A 24,444-nucleotide genomic window follows, 5' to 3' on the forward strand; every position below is an offset into this window, starting at 1 on the left:
GGGTGACCGCTCCCTTTTTTTATCTGCTTTCGATAGGTTCAAGCTGTTTGCCCTGGCAATGGCGCGAAAACCCCGTAATTTCGTCTAATAAATATCCTAAAATGGCTTTATTGGTGGTTATTTGAGCGCTTGAAAAGTTTTTTGCATTTAGGGGTTGCGGCCTTCTGAGAACTCCCTATAATGCGCCTCCACTGACCGGGAACAACGACTCCTCTAACGAGAACCAGTCGCCCAGCCAGAAAGATTCAAGCCGGTGAAAACACCGTTTCTTAATAAGAAAAAAGCTTGACTCTTCAGGTGAAAAGCGTAATATACGCCACCTCGAGTTAGCAACCTAACTCACTGCTCTTTAACAATTTATCAGACAATCTGTGTGGGCACTCCACAAGACGATATCCAGAACCTTCGGGTTCGAAAAAATATCAAGTCTTGAAGAGTGACCAAGCAATAAGTCAGTCGGTTGATTCGTCAACGGTCTGATTATTACGAAAGTTAATTTTCGAGCATCGCTTCACGAGTTGAAGCAAATCAAGCTTTTAATTGAAGAGTTTGATCATGGCTCAGATTGAACGCTGGCGGCAGGCCTAACACATGCAAGTCGAGCGGTAGCACAGGAGAGCTTGCTCTCCGGGTGACGAGCGGCGGACGGGTGAGTAATGTCTGGGAAACTGCCTGATGGAGGGGGATAACTACTGGAAACGGTAGCTAATACCGCATAACGTCTTCGGACCAAAGTGGGGGACCTTCGGGCCTCATGCCATCAGATGTGCCCAGATGGGATTAGCTAGTAGGTGGGGTAATGGCTCACCTAGGCGACGATCCCTAGCTGGTCTGAGAGGATGACCAGCCACACTGGAACTGAGACACGGTCCAGACTCCTACGGGAGGCAGCAGTGGGGAATATTGCACAATGGGCGCAAGCCTGATGCAGCCATGCCGCGTGTGTGAAGAAGGCCTTCGGGTTGTAAAGCACTTTCAGCGAGGAGGAAGGGTTCAGTGTTAATAGCACTGTGCATTGACGTTACTCGCAGAAGAAGCACCGGCTAACTCCGTGCCAGCAGCCGCGGTAATACGGAGGGTGCAAGCGTTAATCGGAATTACTGGGCGTAAAGCGCACGCAGGCGGTTTGTTAAGTCAGATGTGAAATCCCCGCGCTTAACGTGGGAACTGCATTTGAAACTGGCAAGCTAGAGTCTTGTAGAGGGGGGTAGAATTCCAGGTGTAGCGGTGAAATGCGTAGAGATCTGGAGGAATACCGGTGGCGAAGGCGGCCCCCTGGACAAAGACTGACGCTCAGGTGCGAAAGCGTGGGGAGCAAACAGGATTAGATACCCTGGTAGTCCACGCTGTAAACGATGTCGACTTGGAGGTTGTGCCCTTGAGGCGTGGCTTCCGGAGCTAACGCGTTAAGTCGACCGCCTGGGGAGTACGGCCGCAAGGTTAAAACTCAAATGAATTGACGGGGGCCCGCACAAGCGGTGGAGCATGTGGTTTAATTCGATGCAACGCGAAGAACCTTACCTACTCTTGACATCCAGAGAATTCGCTAGAGATAGCTTAGTGCCTTCGGGAACTCTGAGACAGGTGCTGCATGGCTGTCGTCAGCTCGTGTTGTGAAATGTTGGGTTAAGTCCCGCAACGAGCGCAACCCTTATCCTTTGTTGCCAGCGCGTAATGGCGGGAACTCAAAGGAGACTGCCGGTGATAAACCGGAGGAAGGTGGGGATGACGTCAAGTCATCATGGCCCTTACGAGTAGGGCTACACACGTGCTACAATGGCGTATACAAAGAGAAGCGAACTCGCGAGAGCAAGCGGACCTCATAAAGTACGTCGTAGTCCGGATCGGAGTCTGCAACTCGACTCCGTGAAGTCGGAATCGCTAGTAATCGTAGATCAGAATGCTACGGTGAATACGTTCCCGGGCCTTGTACACACCGCCCGTCACACCATGGGAGTGGGTTGCAAAAGAAGTAGGTAGCTTAACCTTCGGGAGGGCGCTTACCACTTTGTGATTCATGACTGGGGTGAAGTCGTAACAAGGTAACCGTAGGGGAACCTGCGGTTGGATCACCTCCTTACCTAATGATATTGATTGCGTGAAGTGCTCACACAGATTGTCTGATGAAAAGTAACGAGCAAAGCGCTACCTGTTGATGTAATGAGTCACTGACTCATGCTGATACGAGAAACGGTTAAACCCTGGTTTAATCGGATTTTGTGTCCCCATCGTCTAGAGGCCTAGGACACTGCCCTTTCACGGCTGTAACAGGGGTTCGAATCCCCTTGGGGACGCCATCCGATAATGAGTGAAAGACATTATCACCGGTTAGCAATAACCGAAAACATCTTAAAGATGACTCTTGCGAGTCGTGTTTAAGATATTGCTCTTTAACAATCTGGAACAAGCTGAAAATTGAAACATGACAGCTGAAACTTATCCCTCCGTAGAACTATTGGGGTAAGGATTAACCTGTCATAGAGTCTCTCAAATAAACAGCACGACAGTGTTTTCTGTTTACAGAAACACCTTCGGGTTGTGAGGTTAAGTGACTAAGCGTACACGGTGGATGCCTAGGCAGTCAGAGGCGATGAAGGGCGTGCTAATCTGCGATAAGCGTCGGTAAGGTGATATGAACCGTTATAACCGGCGATACCCGAATGGGGAAACCCAGTGCAATTCGTTGCACTATCATACGATGAATACATAGTCGTATGAGGCGAACCGGGGGAACTGAAACATCTAAGTACCCCGAGGAAAAGAAATCAACCGAGATTCCCCCAGTAGCGGCGAGCGAACGGGGAGGAGCCCAGAACCTGAATCAGTTCTTGTGTTAGTGGAAGCGTCTGGAAAGTCGCACAGTAAAGGGTGATAGTCCCGTACACTAAAATGCATTAATTGTGAGTTCGATGAGTAGGGCGGGACACGTGACATCCTGTCTGAATATGGGGGGACCATCCTCCAAGGCTAAATACTCCTGACTGACCGATAGTGAACCAGTACCGTGAGGGAAAGGCGAAAAGAACCCCGGCGAGGGGAGTGAAATAGAACCTGAAACCGTGTACGTACAAGCAGTGGGAGCCTACTTTGTTGGGTGACTGCGTACCTTTTGTATAATGGGTCAGCGACTTATATTTTGTAGCAAGGTTAACCGTATAGGGGAGCCGTAGGGAAACCGAGTCTTAACTGGGCGAATAGTTGCAAGGTATAGACCCGAAACCCGGTGATCTAGCCATGGGCAGGTTGAAGGTTGGGTAACACTAACTGGAGGACCGAACCGACTAATGTTGAAAAATTAGCGGATGACTTGTGGCTGGGGGTGAAAGGCCAATCAAACCGGGAGATAGCTGGTTCTCCCCGAAAGCTATTTAGGTAGCGCCTCGTGAACTCATCTTCGGGGGTAGAGCACTGTTTCGGCTAGGGGGCCATCCCGGCTTACCAAACCGATGCAAACTCCGAATACCGAAGAATGTTATCACGGGAGACACACGGCGGGTGCTAACGTCCGTCGTGAAGAGGGAAACAACCCAGACCGCCAGCTAAGGTCCCAAAGTCATGGTTAAGTGGGAAACGATGTGGGAAGGCATAGACAGCCAGGATGTTGGCTTAGAAGCAGCCATCATTTAAAGAAAGCGTAATAGCTCACTGGTCGAGTCGGCCTGCGCGGAAGATGTAACGGGGCTAAACCATGCACCGAAGCTGCGGCAGCGACGCTTAGGCGTTGTTGGGTAGGGGAGCGTTCTGTAAGCCGTTGAAGGTGACCTGTGAGGGTTGCTGGAGGTATCAGAAGTGCGAATGCTGACATAAGTAACGATAAAGCGGGTGAAAAACCCGCTCGCCGGAAGACCAAGGGTTCCTGTCCAACGTTAATCGGGGCAGGGTGAGTCGACCCCTAAGGCGAGGCCGAAAGGCGTAGTCGATGGGAAACAGGTTAATATTCCTGTACTCGGTGTTACTGCGAAGGGGGGACGGAGAAGGCTAGGCTAGCCGGGCGACGGTTGTCCCGGTTTAAGCGTGTAGGGGGAGTGACCTGGTAAATCCGGTGACTTATTCAACCCTGAGGCGTGATGACGATGCACTACGGTGCAGAAGTAGTTGATGCCAAGCTTCCAGGAAAAGCCTCTAAGCATCAGGTAACACAGAATCGTACCCCAAACCGACACAGGTGGTCAGGTAGAGAATACCAAGGCGCTTGAGAGAACTCGGGTGAAGGAACTAGGCAAAATGGTGCCGTAACTTCGGGAGAAGGCACGCTGGCGCGTAGGTGAAGAGACTTGCTCTCGGAGCTGAAGCCAGTCGCAGATACCAGCTGGCTGCAACTGTTTAATAAAAACACAGCACTGTGCAAACACGAAAGTGGACGTATACGGTGTGACGCCTGCCCGGTGCTGGAAGGTTAATTGATGGGGTCAGCCGCAAGGCGAAGCTCTTGATCGAAGCCCCAGTAAACGGCGGCCGTAACTATAACGGTCCTAAGGTAGCGAAATTCCTTGTCGGGTAAGTTCCGACCTGCACGAATGGCGTAATGATGGCCAGGCTGTCTCCACCCGAGACTCAGTGAAATTGAACTCGCTGTGAAGATGCAGTGTACCCGCGGCAAGACGGAAAGACCCCGTGAACCTTTACTATAGCTTGACACTGAACATTGAGCCTTGATGTGTAGGATAGGTGGGAGGCTTTGAAGCGTGGACGCCAGTCTGCGTGGAGCCAACCTTGAAATACCACCCTTTAATGTTTGATGTTCTAACTCGGCCCCGTAATCCGGGGTGAGGACAGTGTCTGGTGGGTAGTTTGACTGGGGCGGTCTCCTCCCAAAGAGTAACGGAGGAGCACGAAGGTTAGCTAATCACGGTCGGACATCGTGAGGTTAGTGCAAAGGCATAAGCTAGCTTGACTGCGAGAGTGACGGCTCGAGCAGGTACGAAAGTAGGTCTTAGTGATCCGGTGGTTCTGAATGGAAGGGCCATCGCTCAACGGATAAAAGGTACTCCGGGGATAACAGGCTGATACCGCCCAAGAGTTCATATCGACGGCGGTGTTTGGCACCTCGATGTCGGCTCATCACATCCTGGGGCTGAAGTAGGTCCCAAGGGTATGGCTGTTCGCCATTTAAAGTGGTACGCGAGCTGGGTTTAGAACGTCGTGAGACAGTTCGGTCCCTATCTGCCGTGGGCGTTGGAAGATTGAGAGGGGTTGCTCCTAGTACGAGAGGACCGGAGTGAACGCACCACTGGTGTTCGGGTTGTCATGCCAATGGCACTGCCCGGTAGCTAAGTGCGGAAAAGATAAGCGCTGAAAGCATCTAAGCGCGAAACTTGCCTCGAGATGAGTCTTCCCTGGGCCTTTAAGGCCCCTGAAGGAACGTTTAAGACTAAGACGTTGATAGGCTGGGTGTGTAAGTGCAGCGATGCATTGAGCTAACCAGTACTAATGATCCGTGAGGCTTAACCTTACAACACCAAAGGTGTTTTAGAGAGACAGATTTTCAGCGAAGTTCCGAGATTGGTTCTGATGGCTACGTGAGTAGCGGTTAGAATGAAACAGAATTTGCCTGGCGGCAATAGCGCGGTGGTCCCACCTGACCCCATGCCGAACTCAGAAGTGAAACGCCGTAGCGCCGATGGTAGTGTGGGGTCTCCCCATGCGAGAGTAGGACACTGCCAGGCATCAATTAAACGTTATCAGCCTGACAACTGGTAATGAGCAGGATCGCCAAGCGCGGTTTTGCCGACATCGAAAGATGTGACGTAAAAGAATCGGTGGAGCGGTAGTTCAGTTGGTTAGAATACCTGCCTGTCACGCAGGGGGTCGCGGGTTCGAGCCCCGTCCGTTCCGCCACTTATTTGATAAGCCCTGAGTCTCTGACTCAGGGCTTTTTCATATGCAAAATTCAAGGAAATGCCGATCGCTGCGTGATTTATGCGGTGAAAATATGCTTTGATAAATAATTATCTTAATTAAACGCTAATATAAAGGATAATATACCCGGCAATATTATTCTCGCCGGGCAATCTCTTTCTTTATTGTTATTTAATATTCTGGCGGGTCAGTTCCAGCTGAATATCTTTATCCAGGTTGGCGACCCAACGATTATAATTCGGGTGAATATTTCCGTCTTTGGCATCCATATTACTGCTGGCAATATACTTAATCTGATAACTATTCGAATTGTAATTGATACGAATATCGGCGCTATGGCCACGCAGTAAGATCTTGCCATCGATCACACCGTCATTGACGGGGTTCATGATCCAACCACGATTCAAGCCGGCGGCGAGAATGGCCTGACGCACCTGAGCATTACTGTGACTACCAGCAACGTTTTGACTGACGTTTTTTACTGGCGCTGTGCCTGCACAACCACTGACCAAAATCGCTGCGAATACACCAGTTAAAATGAGTTTTAAAGGTTTCATACTCTTTTCCATGAGTGTTCGTTATTAAGATGTGTAATATTCATACATGAGATGTTATGTATGCTTACCTTCAATAAGATACTCCTCCGGGAGATTTTCGACAAATATTGCTGCTTTTCATCGTGATAATTCCCTCTGCGCTCAAGTCTCACGACGTTATGTCGATAAATAACCCTAATCGTTTAATCGAGTATTTCAGCTAAAAATAGGAATTTTGGGAATGCAATCCAGGATTAAATATAATAGATTTAGCCACGGAATTTTTCTGACCGGTAATACCATTAATGGCGGGCGACATGAATATACTCAGTTGGTGGGCAATGGCTCCCGATCGTGGAACGCGTGAAGCATGGCATCAATGGGCATCAGATGACTTTCTCGCCTCCGATTATCAGGGCTCGTTGCCTGCCTGTTCTCATATCCCCATGATGTCGCTGCGCCGAATGAGCGCCGGAGCGCGTTTGGCAGTAGAGAGCGGACTGATCTTATTGAAGGACCACCAGGCAGATATGGCGATCTTCACCAGTCGGCATGGTGAGTTGGAGAGGACGCACAAGATCCTTCAACATCTGCATCAGGAACAGCCGCTATCGCCAACGGATTTTGCCATGTCGGTGCATAATACGGCAGCGGGATGGTTAACGATTATAGCGAAGAACACCTTGCCGACTACCTCGTTGGCTGCTGGCGAAGACAGTTTTCAGCAGGGCATGATAGAGGCTCAGGCCTTGTTAGCTACGGGCAGTGCGCAACGGGTGTTATTAATTGATTTCGACGGTACCGTACCGGATGTCTATCGGCCTTTCGCGCCAAAAAATACATTCCCTTATGCCGTCGCCCTGTTGCTGGAAAACGGTGGCTCGTTACACTGCAAGGTTGCTGAGTCGGCGCAGATTCAGGCTAACCGTCAGGAGCCTCAGAGTCTGGCATTCTTGCGGGGTTGGCTTGGCGTTGATGATGCATTCACTGTCCCCGGTCAGCGGCACGGTTGGGTGTGGGAGCGCTGATGGAAAAGGCGATGCCTGCGGAAAGTACGCCGGAACAATCCTCATGGTTTAACCGTTGTTGGCGGGTTATAGCTACGGGGTTTTGTTTCTCGCTGTTTGGCCTGGGCGGTCTGTTGCTGTCCGGTGTCTGGTTTAATTTTATGCGCCTGATAGTGCGAGATCCTGCTCGTCGCAATCAACTGACACAAAGTTCTATCCGTCACAGTTTCCGTTTCTTCCTGGCTACCACGAGGTTTTTCGGCGTACTGGACTACCATTTCGACAATGCGGAGCGCTTTCGCGAAGATCGCGGTTGTTTGGTGATCGCCAATCATCCCAGCCTGTTGGATTACGTGTTATTGGCTTCGCAAATGCCACGTTGCGACTGCATAGTGAAAGAGGCTTTGCTGAGCAATGTGTTTGTCAGCGGAGTGATCAAGGCCGCCGGGTATCTGGCCAATGCACAGTCGGATATATTGTTGGAACAGTGCGGACAAAGACTGGCTGCAGGGGGGACAATCTTAATCTTCCCGGAGGGCACCCGCACCACACCAGGCAAGGCTCTTGCGCTGCAGCGAGGAGCGGCCAATATTGCGCTGCGTAGTCAGTGTAGCATCCGTATTGTGCATATCCACTGCCAGCCCCCCATGCTGACGAAGCAGGGTAAATGGTATAAGATCCCGGCGGTAAAACCGCAGTTCCGGATCACCGTTCAGGATAAGATCGACACCCGCGCATTCATTCATGCAAATGATGTTTCGCCCGCCCTTGCGGCAAGAAGATTAACCCAGCATTTAACTGACGCTTTACAGTCAGAACCTATAAATAATGAGAAATAGCGTAATGAATTTATTGAGCACCGAAATCAAGCAATTGATCATTGATACGCTCAATCTTGAAGGTATGACACCGGAGGAGATTGACGCCGAAGCGCCGCTGTTTGGTGATGGACTGGGTCTGGACTCCATTGATGCATTGGAGCTGGGGCTGGCTTTAAAGAACCGTTACGGCGTGGTGCTGTCGGCTGAAAGCCAGGATATGCGCCAACACTTTTATTCCGTGGAAACGCTGGCGAAGTTTGTTTCTGCACAGCGTAGCCAATAAGGGGTTTTCATGGATAAGCAAGAAATTTACCTGCAAATTCAGGCGCTGCTGGTCAAACTGTTCGAGCTGGATGCCGATGACATCAAGCCAGAGTCGCGTTTGTACGAAGAGCTGGAGCTAGACAGCATCGATGCGGTGGACCTGGTGGTGCACCTGCAGAAAACGACCGGCAAAAAGATCAAGCCGGAAATGTTCAAGTCGGTGCGAACCGTACAAGACGTAGTTGACGCCATTGATGAACTGCTGAAGTCAGACAGCTAAGGCTGCGGGCCAAGGTGGAGAGTCGTTTTCTGACCCCGTTGTTGCGGTTGCTGCAGGGCGCAGTCTGGCTGGTGCTGTTGCTGTATCCGCTGGCGGTTTGGGTCGGCCTGACGCATTGGGGAACCGCTCTCCTGGCACCGCTGTTGGTGGGTGTCTTTAGCTTGCGCTTGCTGATGTTGCGCGGAAAACTGCGCCAACAGATGTGGCTGGGGAAAGCCTTGGCCATGGTGGGCATCTTGCTGGCGCTCGCCAGTTGGGCGTTAAAACAGAGCCACTGGCTGCTGTATTACCCGGTGTTGGTCAACGCAATACTGCTGCTGCTGTTTGCCTATTCGCTGTTTGCGCCGCCTACGGTGGTGGAGCGATTGGCCCGGATAACGGAACCGCAGTTGGACGCTGCCGGCATTGCTTATACTCGCCGGGTGACTCAGGTGTGGTGCGGGTTCTTTATTGTTAACGGTGCGATAGCGCTGGCAACCTGTCTGTCCGGTGATATCACACTCTGGACGCTGTATAACGGCGGCATCAGCTATCTGCTGATGGGGGCATTAATGGGTATTGAATGGATAGTCAGGAAAAGGATCCGGCACGCCTGAGTTTGCCAATGAACCGCTGGCTCAGCACGCAGCGCGATGATTCGGCGCCGATCGCCTGGCGTGGCGATCAGATATTCTGTCTCGGCCAATTTCGCCGTGACGTTGCCACATTGACCGCAGTACTGACTAGCAGGGAAGAACGTCGCTGGGCGCTGTGCTTTGATGATAGCTATCGCTTTGCCGTCGCCTTGCTGGCGTCGTTGTATGCCGGCAGGCTACCGGTGATTTTTGGTCACCAGCGAGAAGCTATCCTCAAAGAGCAACGAGCGGATTACGATGCGCTGCTGACCGATTTGCCTCTCAATCCCGGCGTGCCCGTTTTGGCGGTGCGCGAAGGCGGCGGTGAGGATATCGCGCTGCCCGCCTGGCCTGAGGATCCTCGTTTTATTCTTTACACTTCCGGCTCGACCGGCCAACCGCAGGCGGTGTGCAAATCCGTCGCCTGCATGGACCATGAAAGCGAACTGTTGGCAGCCGCTTTTGGTGAAGCCTTACGAGGGTGCTGCGTCGTTGCATCGGTATCCCATCAGCATATGTATGGCCTTAGCTTCCGGCTGTTTCTGCCGCTGGCTTTTGGTCTGCCGTTTGATGCGCAGTTGACGCAATACCAAGAGCAGTTGATTGCCCGACATCAGGGCCGGCGTTTAGTGTTTGTCAGCAGCCCGGCATGGCTCAAGCGCCTGGATAATCGTTTGACGCTGGCCGAGTGCGTTGAGGTTTTTTCCGCCGGCGGCCCGTTATCCGAGGTGGAAGCACGGCTTGCCCGGCAAATGCTGGGGGTATTGCCACTGGAAATCTACGGTACCACGGAAACCGGTTCACTGGCCTGGCGCAGGCAAAACCGGGACATCGCCCTGTGGCAACCGTTTGCTTGCGTCAGGTTAAGGCTGGATGCAGACAACCAGGTTGAGGTTGAGTCGCCCTTGATACCTGATACGGGTAAAACATTGCTGAGCGACATTATCGAACTGGCGCCGGATGGTCGACAATTCCAGTTAAATGGCCGCGCCGACCGTATTATCAAGCTGGAAGAGAAACGGTTGTCGTTAACCGAGGTGGAACGTCGCCTGATGGCCCTGCCGGAGGTCGCCGATGCTGCCGTTCTAACGCAGCAGCAAAGAGGGCGCACACTGTTGGTGGCGGTTGTCGTGCTATCTCCGTACGGCGAGTCCCGCCGACAAACCTTGTCCGAAGGGGCTTTTACCCGTGAACTGCATCAGGCGCTGCGAGACTGGCTTGAGCCGGTGGCTCTGCCGCGCAGTTGGCGCATTATCGACGCCATTCCGCTTAATCCGCAGGGCAAGCGCGCCTATGCTGAGCTACAGGAGCTGTTCTTATGATGCAACCTGAGGTGCTGCAACAGCAGGTGAGCGATGCCACCCATGCCAGCCTGCAGCTGCATTTGTCCGCTGAACTGTTTTGGTTTCGCGGCCACTTTCCGCAACATCCGATCCTGCCGGGGGTTACGCAACTGAACTGGGTCATGCAGTATGCCCGTCAGCTGCTGGCTATCGAGGCCGGATTCAAAGGGATCGAGGTGGTCAAGTTTCAACAACCGTTACTGCCGGGGCAGAGGGTGTTGCTGCAGCTTGAATGGCAACCGGAACGGCACAAGCTGTTGTTCAGTTATCAAGTCGGTGAGGCGACCGCCAGCAGCGGCAAGATCTCGTTATGTCAGTAAGCGCTCCTTTCTCCCCCTGTCTTCTTATCCCTTGTTTCAATCACGGGCAGATGATGGCAGCGGTGCTGACATCGCTGGCTGGCTATGGCCTGCCTTGCCTGGTGGTGGACGACGGCAGCGCCGCTGCCACCGCCGAAACGCTACAGCGGCTGGCCGCCGAACTGCCCTGGGTTAGCCTGTTGCGGTTGGAAAAAAACCAGGGGAAGGGTGCTGCGGTCATCGCTGGCCTGCAGTGGGCTCAGAGACAGGGCTACAGCCATGCTTTGCAGGTGGATGCCGACGGTCAGCATCAACTTAGTGATATACCGGCAATGATTGCAGAAGCACGCGCACACCCGGATTGTCTGATTTCCGGCAGGCCAGTCTATGACAGCTCGGTACCCAAAGCTCGCCTGTATGGTCGCTACGTCACTCATGTCTGGGTGTGGATCGAAACCCTGTCGCTGTCCTTAAAGGACAGTATGTGCGGTTTTCGTGTCTACCCGGTGGCACCGACGCTGGCGTTGACGGCACGCCAACCGCTTGGCAAACGCATGGATTTCGATACCGAAGTGATGGTTCGGCTGTATTGGCAGGGGGTGCAAAGCCGTTTCTTGCCGACACGCGTCACTTATCCTGTCGATGGCGTTTCGCATTTCGATGCGCTGCGCGATAACTTGCGCATTTCCTGGATGCACACCCGATTGTTTTTCGGCATGTTGCCCCGCATTCCGCGCTTACTGCGTCAGCGCCAACAGGTGAAGAAAGCACAGCATTGGTCGACAACTCAGGAGCGTCATGGGTTGTGGGGGATCCGACTTATGCTTCAGGTTTACCGAGTGTTTGGCCGCCGGGCTTTCCAATGGCTGCTGTACCCGGTGATCGGCTATTTCTGGCTGACCGGGCGTGCCCAACGAGAAGCTTCGCGTGATTATCTGCAACGTTTGCAGCAGTTTGCCCGTGGTCGGCAACAACCTTTACCCACGCCGCTCAGCAGCTTTCGGCACTTTATGCGTTTTGGCGATGCGATGCTCGACAAGCTGGCGAGCTGGCGTGGTGAACTTCGTGACGTTCGGCTGGTAGATTCCGCGGCCTGTGAACGGCAGATCGCTTCCGGCAAAGGTACGCTGATCCTGGCGTCGCATCTGGGAGATATCGAGTCCTGCCGCGCTTTGGGTGAGTTGGACTCTGGCGTCAAGGTGAATGCCCTGGTATTTACCGAACATGCCGAACGTTTCAACCAGATAATGAAAGAGGTGAATCCTCGCGCCAATCTTAACCTGATCCCCGTGACGTCGTTGGGGCCTGAAACCGCCATGCGTCTGCAGGACAAACTCGACGCCGGCGAGTGGGTGGCGATCGTTGGCGATCGCACGTCGGCCGGAAAACATCAGCGTGGTGAACAACCGAGGGTGGTGTGGAGCCGCTTCCTTGGTCAACCGGCGCCCTTCCCGCAGGGGCCTTTTGTTCTGGCCGCTGCGCTGCGTTGTCCGGTGTACCTGATGTTCGGCCTCAAACAGCAGGGGTATCTGAACGTTTATTTCGAACCGTTTGCCGATCCGCTGTCATTACCCCGGCAGCAGCGCCAACAGGCGTTGCAGGATGCGGTGGACCGCTATGCCGCCCGGCTGGAGCATTATTGCCTGCTGGCGCCGCTCGACTGGTTTAATTTTTTCGATTTCTGGCAGTTGGCGGCACCGCCGCCAACGCAACAGGGGCCTGAGACATGAAGCTAAAAGACAATCCGCGATTCTCCGTCAGGGTTGAAATCGCCATCCCTTTCCATGATACCGATGCCATGGGCGTGGTCTGGCACGGCAACTACTTCCGTTATTTCGAGATCGCCCGCGAAGCCTTGCTCAAACAGTTCAATTATGGGTACCGGCAGATGCAGGCGTCGGGCTATGTCTGGCCGATCGTAGATACGCGGGTGAAATACATTGCGCCAGTCCTGTTTGAACAGCGCATCATCGTTTGTGCAGAGCTGGAAGAGTATGAAAACCGCCTGCGCATTGGCTACCGCATTCTGGATGCAGAGAGCGGAATAACCACCACCCGCGGCCATACTATTCAGGTCGCGGTGGACGCCGACAGCAAAGAAATGTGCTTTGTCTCGCCGCAGGTACTGCTGGATAACATCGAGGGGGCACAATGAAATTTTGGATGCTGGCTGTTGTGACCTTCTTCAGTCTGGGCGTGCAGGCGGTAACGCTGCCGGAGTTGCAACAGCGATTTAGCCAACAGCCGGTGCTGCGCGCCGAGTTTGAGCAGCAGCGCAGTATCAGCGGCATGGCAAAACCGCTGAAGTCCAGCGGCGAGCTGTTGATTTCCCAGCAGAAAGGATTGTGGTGGGCGCAACAGAAACCTTTCCCGCTGACCCTGTTGCTGGATGATAAACGCATGGTGCAAACCCTGGCTGGCCAGCCACCGCAGGTGGTAACGGCGGACAACAACCCGCAGATGTTCCAGTTCAATCACCTGCTGACCGCGCTGTTTCATGCCGACAGCCAGGCGCTGGAACAAAACTTTGCTCTGCAGTTCACCGATTTGGGGCATAGCCGCTGGCGGCTGGTGCTGACGCCGAAAACCACGCCGCTCGACAAACTGTTCAAGCGCATCACCCTCAACGGCGAACAGTTCCTGGACACCATTGATATTGATGACATGCAAAGTGACGCCACCCATATTCGCTTCTTTAATCAACGTACGGTGCCGCAGGCGCTGACTGACGAGGAGCAACAGCGTTTTGCGTCCTGAACTGCATCGGCGGCTGGCGTTTGGCTGGCTGGCGATTTGCCTGCTGCTGATCGCGGCCTTGTACTGGCTGTTGCCGCGCAGTCAGATCAACAGCAGCGTCCTGGCGTTATTGCCGAAACAGCAACTGGTTGGCGTGCCGGATGAATTGGCCGACGGCTTCAGCCGCCGCCTGGATCGTCAACTGATGTGGCTGGTCAGCCCGCCGCCGGGGGCGGACAACGCCGCAGTGGATTGGTGGTGGCAGCAGCTACGTCAGATGCCTGAGCTGCAGCAGGTTGGCGGGCCTATGGATGCACAACGTCAGCAGCAGTGGGGGCGTTTTTTCTACCAGCATCGCAATGTGCTGCTGGATGATGCCACCCGGCAACGTTTGCAGCAGGGTGCGGAAGCGCAGAGCCAGTGGATCCTCGGCCAACTCTATTCTGCTTTCGCCGGCGTCAGCGGCAAAGAGCTGGCGAACGATCCGCTGATGCTGGTACGCGCTTCACAGTTGGCGCAGCAACAGAACGGCGGCTTGCTGAGCCTGTCCAAGGGTTGGCTGGTGGCGCGTGATGCGCAGGGACGCAGCTGGTATTTGTTGCACGCCGAGCTTAGCGCATCATCCTATGACATCAGCAGTGCCCGGCGAACGGTAGATAAACTGACAGCGCTGCAGCAACAGCTGCAGCGCTGGCCGGGAGCCGAAGTGCTCAACCGCGGCACGTTGTTTTACAGCAACTACGCCAGCCAACAGGCCGAAAAGGATATTTCAACGATTGGCCTGGCGTCGGTGGCGGGCGTGTTTTTACTGGTGTTGTTCATGTTCCGCTCACCTTTGCCGCTGTTGTTGTGCGCGCTGTCGGTGGGTATTGGCGCTCTGGCCGGCACCGTCGCTACGCTGTTGGCCTTTGGTGAAATACATTTGATGACGCTGGTGCTGAGCATCAGCATCGTCGGCATTTCGGCTGACTACACGCTCTATTTCCTGACGGAACGTATGGTGCATGGTCGGCAGTCGGCGCCATTAGCCAGTTTGCAAAAGCTGTTGCCGGCATTGTCGATGGCGTTGCTGACCACCGTAGTGGCCTATCTGGCGCTGTTGATTGCGCCGTTCCCCGGTCTGCAGCAGTTGGCAGTATTCGCCGCTGCCGGATTGAGTGCCGCCTGCATTACCGTTATTTGCTGGTACCCACAATTGTCGCGACGGCTGCCGGTACGCCCAGCGCCGGGATTAACGCTGATCCTGAATTGGCTGCATGCCTGGCGCCATCGGCCACCGTTGCGTTATGGGTTGCCCGGTGCGGTGCTGTTGCTGGTGGTCGCGGGGTTCAGCCAGTTAAAGGTAGATGACGACATTGGCCAACTGCAGGCACTACCTGCGGCGTTGCAGCAGCAAGAGCAGCGTATCGCTGCACTGACGGGTCAACATAACGATCAGAAGTGGCTGGTGGTCTACGGCGCCAATGCCGAGCAGCTGTTGCAACGCATCGAGTTGTTGCAACCCAAACTGGCTGAGGCCAAACGGCAAGGCGTGCTGGCGGATTATCGCCTGTTGCCTCTGCCTTCTCTCCAGCGCCAACAAGAAAACATCGCTTTATTGCAGCGCGTGGCGCCGCAGGTGATGAACAATCTGCAGCAGGCAGAGTTGGCGCTGAGTACACCAGATTTAACGCCTGAATGGGTGAGCCCGCAGCAGTGGCTGGCCAGCGTGGTGAGCGAAGGTTGGCGTCTGCTGTGGTTGACGTTGCCCGATGGACGCAGTGCAGCGCTGGTGCCCGTTAACGGCGTGAAGAACAGTGCGATGATGAAGACACTGGCGGAGCAGGTTCCCGGCACCGGTTGGATCGATCGGAAAACCGAGTTCAGTGAGCTGTTTGGTCAATATCGCCTGTATCTATCATATTTGTTGGCATTGTCGGTTGCAGCGATTGCGCTGATTTACCTGTGGCGTTTTGGCCTGCGTCATGGCTTGCGCTGCATGGTGCCGACGCTGTTGTCACTGGGTAGCGGTATTGCGGTATTGGCACTGAGTGGCCATACGCTGAATCTGTTTTCGCTGTTGGCGCTGGTGCTGGTTTTGGGGATCGGCATTAACTATACGTTGTTCTTTACCAATCCCCGGGGCACACCGACCACCTCGATGTTCGCCATTTTTATGGCGGTATTCACTACCCAACTGACGTTCGGCATGCTGGTACTGAGCCACACTCAGGCCATCAGCAGCTTTGGTATCGTATTGAGCAGCGGAATTGCCGTGGCATTTTTATTGGCACCGCTGACGTTAGCAACAAAAAGAAAAAGAGGAAAAGCCTGATGCGTGGCTTACGAAGGGTGCTGTTAATGTGGATTGTCGTGCTGGCCGGCTGCGCCGGTAAGCAGGATCCGACGCTGCCGCAGGCGTGGCTAAAACCCGGTACGCAGGTGACGTTACCTCCCCCTGTGCTGGCTCAGCCGATTAATCAGCAACAGTTGCTGACCGCCGAAGTCAAAGGGCAGCAGCACTCGATGCTGGTGCTGCTCAATGCAGACGGTCAGCGCTTGCAACTGGTGGGCATGTCACCGCTCGGTATCCGCCTGTTTAACCTGACCTACGATCGTCAGGGGATCCACACCGAACAATTGATCAAGGTGGGGGAACTGCCGCCAGCCAGCCAGGTGTTGGCGGATATCATGTTGAGCTACTGGCCGGTGAAGGACTGGCAACCCTTGCTGCCAGCAGGGTGGCGGCTGGAAGATCAGGCGCTGGTGCGTCGCTTGTATGACGAGCGTGGGGCGGTGATCAATGAAATCCGTTATCAGCAGGTAGGCGGGACGCGAGAGCCGGTGTCGATCGCTCAATCAGCCTTCCATTACCGCATAACCATTCAAACGCTGGGGAGCGAATAATGATCTATTTCTCCGCCGTAGGGATGGTGAACGCACTGGGCAACGATCTGCCGCAAATCGCGCAAAATCTGGCGCGAGGTATTTCGCCCGGCATGCAGCAGCAGACGCAGTGGCTGATCGGCGGTGCGCCATCCTGGTTTGGCAACGTACAGGGGGAGTTACCGGCGATCCCCGAGCCGCTCAAGCGGCATAACTCCCGCAATAATCGCCTGCTGTTGGCCGCTTTGGCACAGATCGAGACGTCGGTGCGCGAGGCCATTACCCGCTACGGCGCCGATCGCGTCGCGGTGATTATGGGCACCAGCACTTCCGGGATCCACGAAGGCGAACTGGCGCTGCAACAGTATCTGGCGGGGCAGTGGCCTCCGGGCTACCATTATCACCAGCAGGAACTGGGCGATCCGAGCCAGTTTCTCAGCGCCTTTCTCGCGACCCGCGGTCCGGCCTATACCCTGTCGACGGCCTGTTCGTCCAGCGCGCGGGCCATTATCAGCGGTAAACGTCTGATTGAAGCCGGGTTGGTGGACGCAGCGATTGTGGGCGGGGCCGACAGCCTGTGCCAAATGCCGATTAACGGTTTCCACAGCCTGGAGTCACTGTCTGCGGAGCGCTGCACGCCGTTTGCCGCAAAACGCAGCGGGATTAATATCGGTGAGGCGGCGGCGCTGATGCTGTTGACGCGGGAACCTGCGCCGGTGGCGTTGTTGGGCGTTGGCGAATCTTCCGATGCCTGGCACATGTCGGCGCCACATCCTGCAGGAGAAGGTGCCGAACGGGCCATGGCCATGGCGTTGCGGCAGGCCGGCTTGAGCGCCGAACAAATCGGTTATATTAATTTGCACGGCACCGCTACACGACTTAACGATCAGGTTGAAGCCCTGGTGGTGAACCGCCTGTTTGGCGAACGGACACCGTGCAGTTCGACCAAGCACCTTACCGGGCACACGCTGGGTGCCGCCGGGGCAGTGGAAGCCGCGTTGAGCTGGCTGTTGTTGACGCACCCGTTGCCACTGCCGCAGCAAGATTTCAGAACCGTCCCCCGCGATGCCGAACTGGCACCGATCGGTCTGGTGTGCAAGCCCCAGGCATTGGGATCGCGCGCTATCCTCTCCAATTCATTTGCCTTCGGCGGCAACAATGCCTGCCTGTTGTTGGGAGATGCTCCATGAACGCTTACCGGACGGCAGAATATTACTTACCTCATGCCTCACCGATGGTGCTGCTGGAACAGGTGCTGGAAGTGGGTGAAGAGCATGCACGCTGCGCAGTCAAGGTCAGTACGAATAGCGTGCTGGCGCCGTTTCTCGACGAGCAGGGGGCGCTGTCGGGTTGGTACGGGATTGAGCTGATGGCGCAGGCAATTGGGGTTTGGAGTGGCTGGCACGGTCGCCAGAGTGCCAAGCCGCCGCAGCTTGGCATGTTGCTTGGCGGGCGGGCCATTCACTGTGCGTTGCCCGCTTTTCCTGCCGGCAGCGAGTTGGTGGTTAGCGTGCAGCAGTTGTTGAAAGACGAGAAGTTAGCCAGTTTTGAGTGTGAAATCAGTATCGATAATGTGCCGATCGCACAGGGCAGGTTGAACACCTATCAACCTGATCAACAAGAAATTATTCAATTGACGACCTTAAGGGGAGACGCATGATGCGTTCCGTTTTAGTCACCGGCGCCAGTAAAGGGATCGGTCAGGCCATCGCCTGCCGCCTGGCTGCGGATGGCTTTTTGATTGTAGTTCACTACCACAGCGATAAGACCGGGGCAGAACACACCTTGCAGCAAATTGTCAGTGCCGGCGGGCAAGGGCGATTGATGCAGTTTGATATCAGCAACCGCATTCAGTGCCGTGAGACGTTGGAGCAGGATATTGAAACCCACGGTGCGTACTACGGCGTGGTGAATAATGCGGGGATCACCCGCGACGGCGCTTTCCCGGCGCTGAGCGACGAGGATTGGGATGGGGTGATCCATACCAATCTCGACAGTTTTTACAATGTGCTTCACCCCTGTGTCATGCCAATGATTGGCCTGCGCAAAGGCGGGCGTATCATCGCGCTGTCGTCGGTGTCGGGCGTTATGGGCAACCGTGGGCAGGTAAACTACAGTGCGGCCAAGGCAGGAGTGATCGGTGCCTGTAAAGCATTGGCTATCGAACTGGCGAAACGCAAAATTACCGTTAACTGCATCGCCCCAGGTTTGATCGACACCGGCATGATCGACATCGAGCCGGCCGCGCTGGATGAAGCGATGCGGGCTATCCCGCTCAAGCGTATGGGATCGGCAGAAGAGGTGGCCGGGTTGGCCAGCTACCTGATGTCCGATATCGCCGGCTATGTAACGCGGCAGGTCATTTCCATTAATGGAGGAATGGTATGACGCAACGAGTGGTCGTCACCGGCATGGCGGGCGTTACGGCGTTCGGCAATAGCTGGGCAGAGGTGTCCAGCCGGTTGAAGCAGGGCAAGAATGCGGTGCGTTACATGACGCAATGGGAAGAATATCAGGGACTGAATACCCATCTTGGCGCCCCGATCGAGAATTTCGTGCTGCCGGATCACTATACGCGCAAGCGTATTCGTTCCATGGGCCGCGTTTCACTGTTGGCTACCCGGGCGACGGAGCTGGCGCTAGAACAGGCCGGGCTGCTGGGTGAAACGGTGCTGACCAACGGTGAGACCGGCATCGCCTACGGTTCTTCGACCGGCAGCACCAAGCCGGTCAGCGAATTTGCCACCATGCTCACCGAAAAGCACACCGGCAATATCACCGGCACCACCTATGTGCAGATGATGCCTCACACCGCGGCGGTAAACACTGGCCTGTTCTTCGGCCTGCGGGGCCGGGTGATCCCAACGTCCAGTGCCTGCACTTCCGGCAGTCAGGCGATTGGTTATGCCTATGAGAGCATCCGCCACGGTTATCAGACGGTGATGGTGGCCGGCGGCGCCGAAGAGCTGTGCCCTTCGGAGGCGGCGGTGTTCGACACGCTGTTTGCAACCAGCCAGCAGAACCATCGCCCCGAGTTTTCGCCACGTCCGTTTGATCGTCAGCGTGATGGGTTGGTGATTGGCGAAGGGGCAGGCACGCTGATCCTGGAGTCGCTGGAACATGCCCTGGCACGGGGGGCGACCATCTACGGTGAGGTTATCAGCTTCGCCACCAACTGCGATGCGGCACACATCACCCAACCGCAGCAGGAAACCATGCAGATTTGCATGCAGCAGGCGCTGAAGGCTTCTGGGCTGACCACCGGCGATATCGGCTACATCAGCGCCCACGGCACGGCGACCGATCGTGGCGATATCGCTGAAAGTCAGGCAACGGCGGCGATTTTCGGCAATCGAACGCCGATCTCCTCGCTGAAAAGTTATTTTGGCCATACGTTGGGCGCCTGCGGTGCGTTGGAAGCCTGGATGACGTTGGAGATGATGCGCGAAGGCAGCTTCGCCCCTACCATTAACCTGAGCGAACCGGACAGCGCCTGTGGCGATCTGGATTACATCATGGGCGGTTACCGCCAGATTGATACTGAGTTTGTGCAGTCGAATAATTTCGCTTTCGGCGGCATCAATACTTCACTGATCCTGCGCCGCTGGGCGTAATCTTGCATTGCCGGAGGTTTTCTCCGGCAATTGTTGCTATCTAATCAAAAGTCTTATGCGCAATAGGGCGTTTTTGATCAACAAAACAGTTGCCATAATCCTCCCATATCGCTTCAACATCCTAATGAGAGAATAAAATTATGAGCATCCCTGCATTTGGTTTAGGCACCTTCCGTCTCCAGGATCAGGTGGTGATCGACTCGGTCACTACGGCACTCGAGCTGGGATACCGCGCGATCGATACGGCGCAAATCTATGAAAACGAAGCGGCGGTGGGGCAGGCGATTGCCGCCAGCGGCGTACCGCGTGAAGAGCTGTTTATCACCACCAAGATCTGGATCGCCAATTTGGCGAAAGGCAAGCTGATCCCGAGCCTGCAAGAGAGCCTGAACAAGTTGCAAACCGGCTATGTTGATCTGACCCTGATTCACTGGCCTTCGCCGAACGACGAAGTTCCTGTTGCCGAGTTTATGGCCGAGCTACTGGAGGCGAAAAAACTAGGACTGACGCGCCAGATTGGCGTTTCCAACTTCACTCTGGATCTGATGCAGCAAGCGATTGACGCCGTTGGGGCAGAGCAGATCGCCACAAATCAGATTGAGCTTTCGCCCTACCTGCAGAACCGTAAAGTGGTGGAGTTTGCCCAGCAGCATGGCATTGCCATCACTTCCTACATGACGCTGGCCTATGGCCAGGCGCTGAAGGATGAGACCATCAAGGCGATTGCGTCACGTCGCAATGCCACCCCGGCGCAGGTTATTCTGGCCTGGGCGCTGCAGCTGGGTTACGCGGTGATCCCATCATCGACCCAACGTGAAAACCTGGCGAGCAATCTGTTGGCTCAGAAACTGACGTTGACCCGTGAGGAAATGGCGGAGATCGCCAAGCTGGAAAACAATGGCCGTTTGGTCAGCCCGGAAGGCCTGGCGCCGAACTGGGATTAATTTTCGTACCTCTGCATCAGGGCGCCCAGACGGGCGCCTTTTTTATTGCCCCAGATGTTTGCTGAGAAAGTCGATAAAGCTACGCAGACGGTTGCTGACGGCGCTGTCGCTGTAGTACACCGCATTGACTGGCATGGCGACCGGCAGCGTTTCCTCCACCAAAACAGGCACCAGATCGCCGCGCTCGATGTCTGCGCTAATCATAAAATCGGACAGGCAGGCAATGCCGTTGCCATGCAGGCACAGATGACGCTGAGTTTCACCACTGTTGGTGGTCAGGCCTGGGGTGATTTCCAATTGGCGACCATCGGCACAAGCCAGCGGCCAGCGGTTCAAACTGGGCAGATCGTTAAAACCGATGCAGCAGTGTTGCGCCAAGTCCTCCACCTTTTGCGGCATGCCGTATTGTGCCAAATAGGCGGGGGAGGCCAGCACGCGTCGATAGCTGGTCATCAGTTTGCGTGCCTTCAGGCTGGAGTCGGTCAACTCACCGACGCGGATGGCAATATCCACCTTACGCTCGATCAGATTAATAAAGTTCTCTGACGACACCAGTGACAGCGACATTTCCGGATACAAGGCCCGAAATTCCGCCACCAGCGGCGTTAATACGTGCAGCACGACTGGCGTAGCAGCATCGACGCGCAATAGCCCCTGTGGACGCTGACGGCTTTCCATCAGCGCATTCTCCGCCGCGGCCATATCACTCAGTACCTTCTGCACCTGGCGGAAATAGTTTTCCCCTTCCTGCGTCAGGCTGATCTGACGCGTCGTGCGGTTGAGCAGCGTAACGCCGAGCTTGGTTTCCAGCTTTTTGACGGTGCGGCTAACCACCGAGTTGGCCTGATCAAGTCGTTCAGCCGCGCGGCTGAAACTGCCGCTTTCCACCACGGTCACGAAAGTAATCAACTCATCGGAATTCGCTTTCACTGTTGCTCCATTGGCAAAATTCATTTGATATTTTGAGCATTTTTATCATTTAAGCACGGGCCGATAATAGTCGCCATCAACCTGAACGCTATTTGGAGTAAAAAAGATGCCTCTCGCATTACTTGCATTGACCATCAGTGCCTTTGCTATCGGTACCACCGAGTTTGTGATAGTCGGGCTCATCCCGACCATCGCGGAACAGCTGGGGGTGACAGTACCGTCCGCCGGGCTGCTGGTTACCATTTATGCTATCGGCGTGGCGATTGGCGCGCCGGTACTTACGGCTTTAACCGGCCGTGTACCGCGCAAGCTGCTGCTGATCAGCCTGATGGTGCTGTTTACCCTCGGCAACCTGCTGGCCTGGCAGTCGCCGAGCTACGAGTCGCTGGTCGTGGCCCGTTTGTTGACCGGCCTGGCCCACGGGGTGTTCTTCTCCATCGGTTCTACCATCGCCACCAGCCTGGTCGCGAAAGAGAAAGCCGCCTCGGCGATCGCCATCATGTTCGGTGGCCTGACCGTGGCGTTGGTGACAGGGGTACCCTTGGGGACCTTTATCGGCCAGCATTTTGGCTGGCGTGAAACCTTCCTGGCGGTGTCGCTTATTGGCGTGATTGCCACGGTGGCCAGCGTCATCCTGGTACCCAACAGCATTAAAAATCAGGCCAGCGCCAGCATTGGCGAGCAGTTTAAAGTGCTGACTCATCCGCGCCTGCTGCTGATTTACGCAATCACCGCGCTGGGTTACGGCGGCGTATTCACCACCTTCACCTTCCTGGCACCGATGATGCAGGAACTGGCGGGGTTCTCCGCCCCCGCGGTCAGTTGGATCCTGCTGGCCTACGGCATTGCGGTAGCGATTGGCAACATCTGGGGCGGAAAATTGGCGGACCGCCATGGTGCCGTACGTGCCCTCAGCTTTATCTTTGCCGCGCTGGCCGTTTTGCTGCTGGTATTCCAGTTCACCGCCAGCCATAGCATCGCAGCGCTGATGACGGTGGTTGTGATGGGCGTGTTCGCCTTCGGTAACGTACCGGGGCTGCAGGTTTACGTGGTGCAGAAAGCCGAGCAATACACGCCGAACGCGGTGGATGTTGCTTCCGGTCTGAACATCGCGGCCTTCAACGTAGGTATTGCTCTGGGCTCAGTCATCGGCGGCCAGACCGTATCCACATTGGGCCTGGCGCAAACGCCGTGGATTGGCGCGCTGATCGTGCTGGTGGCTCTGCTGCTGGTGGGGGTTAGCGGGCGTTTGGATAAGAAGTATCAGCGGCAATGGGCTTGATCGCCACTCTTTCCCCTTATCTGGCCCGCATTTTGCGGGCCTTTTCGCATTTATCATCGACCATCGCTAACCTTTACACACATATACTGTCAGAAGATTGAAATCCCTGCACCACGCCCCTATAACTGGAAAGGATATACCCCGTAAAAGCCATGCCGTCAGGTGAGGGCCGGCGTATAATCGATTCAATGTTGGCGGGAATGTCACCGCCAGTTTCATCCTAATGGGAAATAGGCGAATAGCGTGCCGAAACGAACTTATGCAATGAGGTATGTTGCAGGCCAGCCAGTTGAGCGAATTTTCCCTGGCGCCATTAATCAACCGCTGCCGCCTGGGGCTGCATTGCCTACGTCCGGCGCGTTGCGAGTGATGGTGTGGAACATCTTTAAACAGCAACGGGCAGACTGGCTCTCGGTGTTGAAAAACTATGGCAAGGATGCGCAACTGGTCCTGCTGCAGGAAGCGCAAACCACGCCAGAACTGGTGAGCTTTGCCACGTCAAACTATCTGGCTGCCGATCAGGTGCCGGCCTTTGTTTTGCCGCAACACCCTTCGGGCGTGATGACCCTCGCGGCGGCGCATCCGGTGTATTGCTGCCCGCTACGTGAGCGTGAACCGCTGCTGCGGTTGGCCAAATCGGCCTTGATCACCGTCTACCCGTTGTTTAACGGCCAGCTTTTGATGGTGGTAAATATTCATGCGGTGAACTTCAGCCTGGGCGTGGACGTTTACAGTAAGCAACTGGGGCCGATTGGTGAGCAGATTGCCAATCACTATGGGCCGGTGATCATGGCCGGGGATTTTAATGCCTGGAGCCGCAAACGAATCAATGCGTTGTACCAGTTCGCCAGCGATATGGCGCTGCGTGAGGTAAACTTCACAGACGATCATCGTCGCAAAGCCTTTGGCCGACCGCTGGACTTTGTGTTTTATCGCAATATGGGCGTGGCGGAGGCTTCGGTGCTGGTGACCAGCGCGTCCGACCATAATCCGCTGTTGGTGGAGTTTCATCCCGAGGCTGATAAACCTCACTGGTGATTATCGTCCTTA

Annotated in this window: 21 protein-coding genes, 2 tRNA genes and 3 rRNA genes; 24 read left to right on the top strand and 2 right to left on the bottom strand. The window is 55.1% G+C overall.

Annotated elements, in window-relative coordinates; all coding sequences use genetic code 11:
- Positions 1-537: 537 nt before the first annotated feature.
- From LQ945_RS17550 to LQ945_RS17570, 5 genes are all read left to right on the top strand, one after another.
- Positions 538-2,080: ribosomal RNA gene (locus LQ945_RS17550) — 16S ribosomal RNA — on the top strand.
- Positions 2,081-2,221: 141 nt separating this feature from the next.
- Positions 2,222-2,297, top strand: a tRNA-Glu gene (locus LQ945_RS17555).
- A gap of 245 nt (positions 2,298-2,542) precedes the next feature.
- Positions 2,543-5,452: ribosomal RNA gene (locus tag LQ945_RS17560) — 23S ribosomal RNA — on the top strand.
- Positions 5,453-5,550: 98 nt separating this feature from the next.
- Positions 5,551-5,666, top strand: a 5S ribosomal RNA gene (gene rrf, locus LQ945_RS17565).
- Together the 16S, 23S and 5S rRNA genes with 2 tRNA genes alongside form the textbook arrangement of a ribosomal RNA operon.
- A 95-nt stretch (positions 5,667-5,761) precedes the next feature.
- Positions 5,762-5,838: transfer RNA gene (locus LQ945_RS17570), tRNA-Asp, on the top strand.
- 188 nt (positions 5,839-6,026) lie between these two features.
- On the opposite strand, the gene LQ945_RS17575 is transcribed toward LQ945_RS17570, so the two are convergent.
- On the bottom strand, positions 6,027-6,416 hold the full coding sequence (locus tag LQ945_RS17575; protein WP_269936290.1) for a hypothetical protein: 390 nt from the start codon (positions 6,414-6,416) through the stop codon (positions 6,027-6,029).
- Between the two features lie 284 nt (positions 6,417-6,700).
- Between LQ945_RS17575 and LQ945_RS17580 the strand changes: the two genes are divergently transcribed.
- The 17 genes from LQ945_RS17580 (at position 6,701) to dkgB (ending at position 21,182) form a co-directional block, all read left to right on the top strand.
- Entirely contained in the window at positions 6,701-7,423 is a 723-nt protein-coding gene (locus tag LQ945_RS17580; protein WP_270101351.1) for a beta-ketoacyl synthase chain length factor, read from the top strand.
- Positions 7,423-8,241, top strand: coding sequence for a lysophospholipid acyltransferase family protein (locus tag LQ945_RS17585; RefSeq protein WP_269936288.1), 819 nt, complete (start codon positions 7,423-7,425; stop codon positions 8,239-8,241). The genes LQ945_RS17580 and LQ945_RS17585 overlap by 1 nt, the downstream gene beginning before the upstream one ends.
- A 4-nt stretch (positions 8,242-8,245) precedes the next feature.
- Entirely contained in the window at positions 8,246-8,506 is a 261-nt protein-coding gene (locus tag LQ945_RS17590) for a phosphopantetheine-binding protein (RefSeq protein WP_044548404.1), read from the top strand.
- Positions 8,507-8,515: 9 nt separating this feature from the next.
- Positions 8,516-8,767: an acyl carrier protein gene (locus LQ945_RS17595; RefSeq protein WP_012005336.1), complete on the top strand. Its 252-nt coding sequence runs from the start codon at positions 8,516-8,518 to the stop codon at positions 8,765-8,767.
- 14 nt (positions 8,768-8,781) lie between these two features.
- Positions 8,782-9,363, top strand: coding sequence for a hypothetical protein (locus LQ945_RS17600; protein ID WP_420136157.1), 582 nt, complete (start codon positions 8,782-8,784; stop codon positions 9,361-9,363).
- A complete protein-coding gene (locus tag LQ945_RS17605) occupies positions 9,330-10,703 on the top strand; it encodes an AMP-binding protein (protein ID WP_269936287.1) in 1,374 nt (457 codons plus the stop codon). Before LQ945_RS17600 ends, LQ945_RS17605 begins: the two co-directional genes overlap by 34 nt.
- Positions 10,700-11,044, top strand: coding sequence for a 3-hydroxyacyl-ACP dehydratase FabZ family protein (locus LQ945_RS17610; protein ID WP_269936286.1), 345 nt, complete (start codon positions 10,700-10,702; stop codon positions 11,042-11,044). The genes LQ945_RS17605 and LQ945_RS17610 overlap by 4 nt, the downstream gene beginning before the upstream one ends.
- Positions 11,035-12,753, top strand: a complete 1,719-nt coding sequence (locus tag LQ945_RS17615) for a glycosyltransferase family 2 protein (RefSeq protein WP_270101352.1) — start codon at positions 11,035-11,037, stop codon at positions 12,751-12,753. Before LQ945_RS17610 ends, LQ945_RS17615 begins: the two co-directional genes overlap by 10 nt.
- Complete coding sequence (locus LQ945_RS17620; protein ID WP_270101353.1) at positions 12,750-13,178, top strand: acyl-CoA thioesterase; 429 nt, start codon at positions 12,750-12,752, stop codon at positions 13,176-13,178. The genes LQ945_RS17615 and LQ945_RS17620 overlap by 4 nt, the downstream gene beginning before the upstream one ends.
- On the top strand, positions 13,175-13,780 hold the full coding sequence (locus LQ945_RS17625) for a LolA family protein (RefSeq protein WP_262242597.1): 606 nt from the start codon (positions 13,175-13,177) through the stop codon (positions 13,778-13,780). Before LQ945_RS17620 ends, LQ945_RS17625 begins: the two co-directional genes overlap by 4 nt.
- Positions 13,770-16,073, top strand: coding sequence for an MMPL family transporter (locus tag LQ945_RS17630; protein ID WP_270101354.1), 2,304 nt, complete (start codon positions 13,770-13,772; stop codon positions 16,071-16,073). Before LQ945_RS17625 ends, LQ945_RS17630 begins: the two co-directional genes overlap by 11 nt.
- Complete coding sequence (locus LQ945_RS17635) at positions 16,073-16,645, top strand: DUF3261 domain-containing protein (protein WP_270101355.1); 573 nt, start codon at positions 16,073-16,075, stop codon at positions 16,643-16,645. Before LQ945_RS17630 ends, LQ945_RS17635 begins: the two co-directional genes overlap by 1 nt.
- On the top strand, positions 16,645-17,814 hold the full coding sequence (locus LQ945_RS17640; RefSeq protein WP_270101356.1) for a beta-ketoacyl-[acyl-carrier-protein] synthase family protein: 1,170 nt from the start codon (positions 16,645-16,647) through the stop codon (positions 17,812-17,814). The genes LQ945_RS17635 and LQ945_RS17640 overlap by 1 nt, the downstream gene beginning before the upstream one ends.
- Positions 17,811-18,284 carry a hotdog family protein gene (locus tag LQ945_RS17645; protein WP_270101357.1) on the top strand — a complete coding sequence of 158 codons (474 nt, stop codon included), beginning with the start codon at positions 17,811-17,813 and terminating at the stop codon, positions 18,282-18,284. Before LQ945_RS17640 ends, LQ945_RS17645 begins: the two co-directional genes overlap by 4 nt.
- The gene (locus LQ945_RS17650; RefSeq protein WP_269936279.1) at positions 18,281-19,012 is read left to right on the top strand and encodes a 3-ketoacyl-ACP reductase FabG2; all 732 of its coding nucleotides are present in this window, start codon (positions 18,281-18,283) and stop codon (positions 19,010-19,012) included. Before LQ945_RS17645 ends, LQ945_RS17650 begins: the two co-directional genes overlap by 4 nt.
- Positions 19,009-20,238, top strand: coding sequence for a beta-ketoacyl-ACP synthase (locus LQ945_RS17655; RefSeq protein ID WP_270101358.1), 1,230 nt, complete (start codon positions 19,009-19,011; stop codon positions 20,236-20,238). The genes LQ945_RS17650 and LQ945_RS17655 overlap by 4 nt, the downstream gene beginning before the upstream one ends.
- A gap of 140 nt (positions 20,239-20,378) precedes the next feature.
- On the top strand, positions 20,379-21,182 hold the full coding sequence (gene dkgB / locus LQ945_RS17660; protein ID WP_270101359.1) for a 2,5-didehydrogluconate reductase DkgB: 804 nt from the start codon (positions 20,379-20,381) through the stop codon (positions 21,180-21,182).
- A 42-nt stretch (positions 21,183-21,224) separates the two neighbouring features.
- Here the strand turns inward: dkgB and yafC are convergent, their stop codons facing one another.
- A complete protein-coding gene (gene yafC, locus LQ945_RS17665; protein WP_270101360.1) occupies positions 21,225-22,112 on the bottom strand; it encodes a DNA-binding transcriptional regulator YafC in 888 nt (295 codons plus the stop codon).
- A 106-nt stretch (positions 22,113-22,218) separates the two neighbouring features.
- Between yafC and LQ945_RS17670 the strand changes: the two genes are divergently transcribed.
- Both LQ945_RS17670 and LQ945_RS17675 read left to right on the top strand, forming a co-directional pair.
- The gene (locus LQ945_RS17670; protein WP_270101361.1) at positions 22,219-23,394 is read left to right on the top strand and encodes an MFS transporter; all 1,176 of its coding nucleotides are present in this window, start codon (positions 22,219-22,221) and stop codon (positions 23,392-23,394) included.
- Between the two features lie 264 nt (positions 23,395-23,658).
- Positions 23,659-24,432, top strand: a complete 774-nt coding sequence (locus tag LQ945_RS17675; protein ID WP_044548429.1) for an endonuclease/exonuclease/phosphatase family protein — start codon at positions 23,659-23,661, stop codon at positions 24,430-24,432.
- The last annotated feature ends 12 nt before the right edge of the window (positions 24,433-24,444 follow it).

The organism is Serratia liquefaciens (assembly GCF_027594825.1).
Taxonomy (GTDB): Bacteria; Pseudomonadota; Gammaproteobacteria; order Enterobacterales; family Enterobacteriaceae; genus Serratia; species Serratia liquefaciens_A.